Annotated in this window: 3 protein-coding genes and 1 rRNA gene; 1 reads left to right on the forward strand and 3 read right to left on the reverse strand. The window is 26.9% G+C overall.

The window, feature by feature from the left end:
* Both BUA77_RS09815 and BUA77_RS14735 read right to left on the reverse strand, forming a co-directional pair.
* Positions 1 to 195 (reverse strand): 16S ribosomal RNA (locus BUA77_RS09815); the annotation flags it as partial.
* A gap of 314 nt (positions 196 to 509) precedes the next feature.
* Positions 510 to 644: a S26 family signal peptidase gene (locus tag BUA77_RS14735; protein WP_242939112.1), complete on the reverse strand. Its 135-nt coding sequence runs from the start codon at positions 642 to 644 to the stop codon at positions 510 to 512.
* Between the two features lie 277 nt (positions 645 to 921).
* Here BUA77_RS14735 and BUA77_RS09820 point away from each other — a divergent pair, with 277 nt between their 5' ends.
* Positions 922 to 2,895: a methyl-accepting chemotaxis protein gene (locus BUA77_RS09820; RefSeq protein WP_072889686.1), complete on the forward strand. Its 1,974-nt coding sequence runs from the start codon at positions 922 to 924 to the stop codon at positions 2,893 to 2,895.
* Positions 2,896 to 3,042: 147 nt separating this feature from the next.
* Here the strand turns inward: BUA77_RS09820 and pepF are convergent, their stop codons facing one another.
* Positions 3,043 to 4,920, reverse strand: a complete 1,878-nt coding sequence (pepF, locus tag BUA77_RS09825) for an oligoendopeptidase F (RefSeq protein WP_084605693.1) — start codon at positions 4,918 to 4,920, stop codon at positions 3,043 to 3,045.
* Positions 4,921 to 5,165 lie beyond the last annotated feature (245 nt).

Genomic DNA, 5,165 nt, shown 5'->3' on the forward strand with positions numbered 1-5,165 from the left:
ATGCCTTATCTTAGTATTATCTTGTATTAGCATACCTTTCGGTATGTTATCCATGTGTATAGGGCAGGTTACCCACGCGTTACTCACCCGTCCGCCGCTAAGATCAAAGAGCAAGCTCTTATCTCCTCGCTCGACTTGCATGTGTTAGGCACGCCGCCAGCGTTCATCCTGAGCCAGGATCAAACTCTCAAAATAAACTTCGTTTATATCGCCAACGAAATCAAAGATTTCCGTTGCTCAAAATAAACTTCATTGGCTTCATGTTTTATATCCAGAATCACATGGTGTGATTCATTATGACCTACTGTTTAATTTTCAAAGTTCAACTTGTTCTTCCCTTTGTTGAGGACAAGTAATAATATATCATCTTTATTTAATTTCGTCAATACTTTTTTGAAATTTTTCTAATATTTTATTTTAAACTAACCTCTATCCCTTTTTATGCATATTCAACAATTATTTATTAATAATTTATATTCATACATAAAAATTTCTTTCCCTTATATTATTTACTTTAATAAAGTAATTTTGCTAAAAGGATATAATCTTATAAATACCTTTCCTACTATGTTTTCTATTTTCACAAAACCAACCCTAGAATCTCTACTATCTAAGCTTTTACCCGGAAGTCTATTATCTCCCATTTCTATCTTTGTGATTTATTTACAATTATATCATTTTATCGTAAAGTAAGTTAATTTAATTTATAACTTTAATTAACTAATTATTATCTATCCAGATAAATATAATTTTTCAACATTTACTATTTAACTAAATATAAAGTTTACCGATATATATTTCGATATAGGCATATTTATATCAATGCAAGCATCAACATCTTAAATTTTCTGGATATCTCTACGAAGTTTTAAACAGAAAATCAATTCTACTTTAAAAACAACAGCGAACGGAGGACAACTAATGATATTTAAATTTAATGATTGGAAAATAAGAAAAAAGTTACTTTCAGCTTTCGTGGTAATGATAATCATTTTTGTTTTCATGGGATTAATGTCATTTAACTTTATAACTGATATTGGATATAGCAAAATAAGTTTGCTTTCTAAGAATGAAAAACTCTATACACTTGTATTAGAACTACGAAGAGATGAAAAAGATTTTTTATTAAGAGAATTAAACAATCCAGAATTTTTTAAAACTGGAAAAAGTAAATATGTAGATAAGTTCGAAACTCATTATAAAAAGTTAGAAGAACTGATGAAATCTTTAAAACAATATAAAGAAATATATTCAAATCCAGAATATATTAAAAAAATAAATAAAATGGAGATATTAGTAAAGGATTATCATGATTTATTTTTACAAGTAGTTGATAAAATAAATGTAAAAGGTTTTGAAGAATATGGCTTAGCTGGTGAACTAAAAGATATAGAAAGTAAAATAGAGAGTTTATCCTCAAATAATGAAATAAATACTTTATTATTAAAAGCTCATCTAGCAAAAGAAAATTATTTTTTAACAAAAAATATAGAACAGTATAATGAGTTGATATCAATTTTCTCGAAAATTAAATCTTTATCAACTAACCAATATTTAGCATCACTTGTAAATAATGCTGAATATGTATTTAATAAATTACATACCTTAGATAAAGAAATAGGTCTAACTAGCAAGGATGGGCTAAAAGGAGAATATAGAAATACTATTCATAAATTTGAGCCTTTAGTAGAAGAAATATACACTGATATTACTACGTCAACTCAAAAAAGCGTAAAAAATATAAAAACAATGATTATTATAACTATTATTGCAAGCATTATCGTATCTCTTTCATTTGGAATATATATTTCATTTTTAATAACAAAGCCGATAATTAAAACCACTCATATGCTAAATAATATAGCTGAAGGAGAAGGAGATTTAACTCAAAGACTTGAAGTTACTGCTAAAGATGAAATAGGAGAACTATCAAAATGGTTTAATTTATTTGTTACTAAAATACAAAATTTAGTTAATCAAGTTAAAAATAATGCCTATACATTATCTGAATCATCTGAACAAGTATCAATTGCTATAGAACAAGCAAACCAAGGTATAGAAAATATTGCACATGAAATGAGTAATGTATCTTCTAGTATTCAAACTAATGCTAGTATCATTGAAGAAGCTACAGCAAATATTGAGGAAATGGCTAATAGTTCTCAAATTATTTATAGCGAAATCGAGGTTGCTTCTAAAAACAGCACAAACGTATTAGAAGCTGCAAATATTGGAGCAAATAATATAAATGAGGTTGTTACAAGTATAAATAAAGTAAAAGAATCTACAGAAAATATATTTAAAATTATAGGAGACCTAAAAAATTCATCCTATGAAATAAATGAAATAGTTACTATAATTACAGGAATTTCAGAACAAACTAATTTATTAGCTTTAAATGCTGCTATAGAAGCTGCAAGAGCAGGAGAACATGGTAAAGGATTTGCTGTTGTTGCTGAAGAAGTAAGAAAACTAGCTGAGGAAAGCAAAAATTCAGCTGAGAAAATAAGCTTACTTATACAAGAAATACAGGAAAAAACAACTAATGCAGATATATTAATTAAAGATGGACAAGAATACGTAAAAATAAGTGTTGAAAAAACAAATAATACAAATAATCAGTTTAAAAATATTTTAAATTCTATTCAGGAAATAAATGATAAAATTGATATGGTTTCTAATTTAGCTAAACAACAATCTGAAATTTCTAATGATATATCAAGAGCGATTGATGAAATGTCAAAAACAACACAAGATAATGCTTCTGCTTCTGAAGAAATCAATCAAGTTATACAAGATCAAGTAAGCGCTTTTGAAGAAATTGGAGCAAGTATTGAAGAGTTAAGTTCAATGTCTAAAATGTTAAAAGAACAAGCAGATAAATTTAAAGTTTAATAATAATTTATAAATATATGACAAATGTCATATTATAGCAATCCTATATATGATATTATAACCTTAGTAAGAATATTAAAAATTCATACGTTTTTCTACCCGACACACAAAAAAATCCTAGGTCACCCTAGGATTTTTTATTATAACTTATTCATTCATAAGACTTTCAAGCTCAGTTAGTAATTCATCAAATTTTTGAAGAGCTTTTTCAATAGGCTCAGTTGTAGACATATCTACACCTGCTTTTTTTAGCATTTCAACTGGATAATCATTTCCTCCAGATGCTAAGAACTCTAAATAAGCATCTCTTGCTCCTTCTTCATTATTTACCATTTTTTCTGATAATATTATACCTGAAGAAAGTCCTGTAGCATATTTATATACATAGAAATTGTAATAAAAATGAGGAATTCTTGACCACCATACTTTAGACAAATCATCTACCTCAAAATCTTCTCCATAATATTTAGCCATTAAATTGCCCCAAGTTTCATTTAAAAATTCACTTGTTAAAGCTTCTCCATTTTCCGCAGCTTCATGAATTGCTTTTTCAAATTCGGCATACATAATTTGAGTATATATTGAACCTCTTATCTGTTCTAAATATGAATTTATTAAATACATTTTTTCTTCTTTAGTTTTAGCATGTTTAATTAAATAATCAATCATTAAGGCTTCATTAGTAGTAGAAGCTACTTCTGCTGTAAATATAGGATATTGTGATTTTGAATAAAATTGAGTCTTATTTGAATAATATGAATTCATAGCATGCCCAAGCTCATGAGCTAAAGTAGACACAGAGTCAAGCGTTCCATTATAGTTTAATAAAACATATGGATGTGTATCATAACTACCCCAAGCATACGCTCCTGATCTTTTATTATCATTTTCATATACATCTACCCATCTTTCCTTAAAAGCCTTGTCTAAATCTTTTATATACTTATCTCCCAATGGATACAGTGCTTCTTTTACCATTTCCTTAGCTTTTTCATAACTTATATATTCATTTTTTGCTTGTTTAACTATAGGAACATACATATCATAATATCTAACCTTATCTTCTATTCCTAAAACCTTTTTTCTAAGTGATACATATTTATGCAATGGCTCTAAATTATCATTAACTGCTTTAATTATATTATCATAAACTTCAGGTTTTATATTGTCAGCGTCTAGTGATGCTTCAAGTGCAGAATTATATTTTCTTGATTTAGCAAAGAAAATATTAGTTTTAACTTCTCCCGCCAAAGTAGCAGCTAAAGTATGTATATTTTTTTCAAAACTTTTAAATTCAGATTCAAATGCTTTTCTTCTTATATCTCTATTTTGATTATCTAGTAATTTTGAATACATCGCAGGAGTTACTTTTACTTTTTCTCCATTATCTAAAGTAATATCCTCTGTTTTTCTATCTACAGTTCTATATATTGAAGCTATATTTTCTGGAACTGATGTTATGTCTGAAGCTAACGCTAATACTCTTTCTCCTTCTGAAGATAAAGAATGTTGTTTAGTTCTTAAAAGATTTTTAAAATACAAATCATAATCTTTAAATTCTGATTTGTTAATATAACTTTTTAATGTTTCTTCTGGTAAAGATAATAATTCTGGTTCTACAAAAGAAAAAGTAGCTGCAGTTTTAGTGCTAATTCCTTCTGCTCTATCTGCCATGGCTGAATATTTTGAGTTAGAGCTGTCTTCATCTCTTTTAAGATTTGCATAAACATATATCTTATCTTTAAGCCTAAAAAGTTCATCTTTTAACTTCAATATTTCTAGTATATTCTTTTCATCTTTTAATTTTCCTTTATAGCTTTCTACCTTTGATAGACTATTTTCTAGCTTTTTAAAATCCTCTTCCCAAGAATTATCCGTTGAATAAATATCTTCTATTGACCAAGTATATTCCTTTGGAACATCACTTCTATTTGCATATCTTACTTGATCTGCAAAAGATAACATCGGAAAAGTTGCAATTGAAGCAGCTAAAACAACTGATATAATTTGTTTTTTTACTTTCAAAAAAATCCCCCCTAAACAATTATTAATATATTTGTTACCATATTTTTCAAATAATTTTAACATACTTATATCCTCTGAGTCAATATCATTCTTCGAATATTCTGTAAATTTTATTTTTATATTATTTTTTTATAGCTTTCTTCTTGTTTTACAAAATTAATTCCATATAGTTTATACAAATATATTCAAGTTTTTCTTTTATATTTCCAATTTAAATACATCTAATGTTAAGGTTCTACCAATAC

It is taken from the genome of Tepidibacter formicigenes DSM 15518 (assembly GCF_900142235.1).
GTDB lineage: Bacteria > Bacillota > Clostridia > Peptostreptococcales > Peptostreptococcaceae > Tepidibacter > Tepidibacter formicigenes.

What these genes read in the sequence shown, in the direction of transcription:
- BUA77_RS09820 (WP_072889686.1), top strand. Translation starts at nt 922, where the DNA reads ATGATATTTAAATTTAATGATTGGAAAATAAGAAAAAAGTTACTTTCA.
- BUA77_RS14735 (WP_242939112.1), bottom strand. Translation starts at nt 644, where the DNA reads ATGGGAGATAATAGACTTCCGGGTAAAAGCTTAGATAGTAGAGATTCT.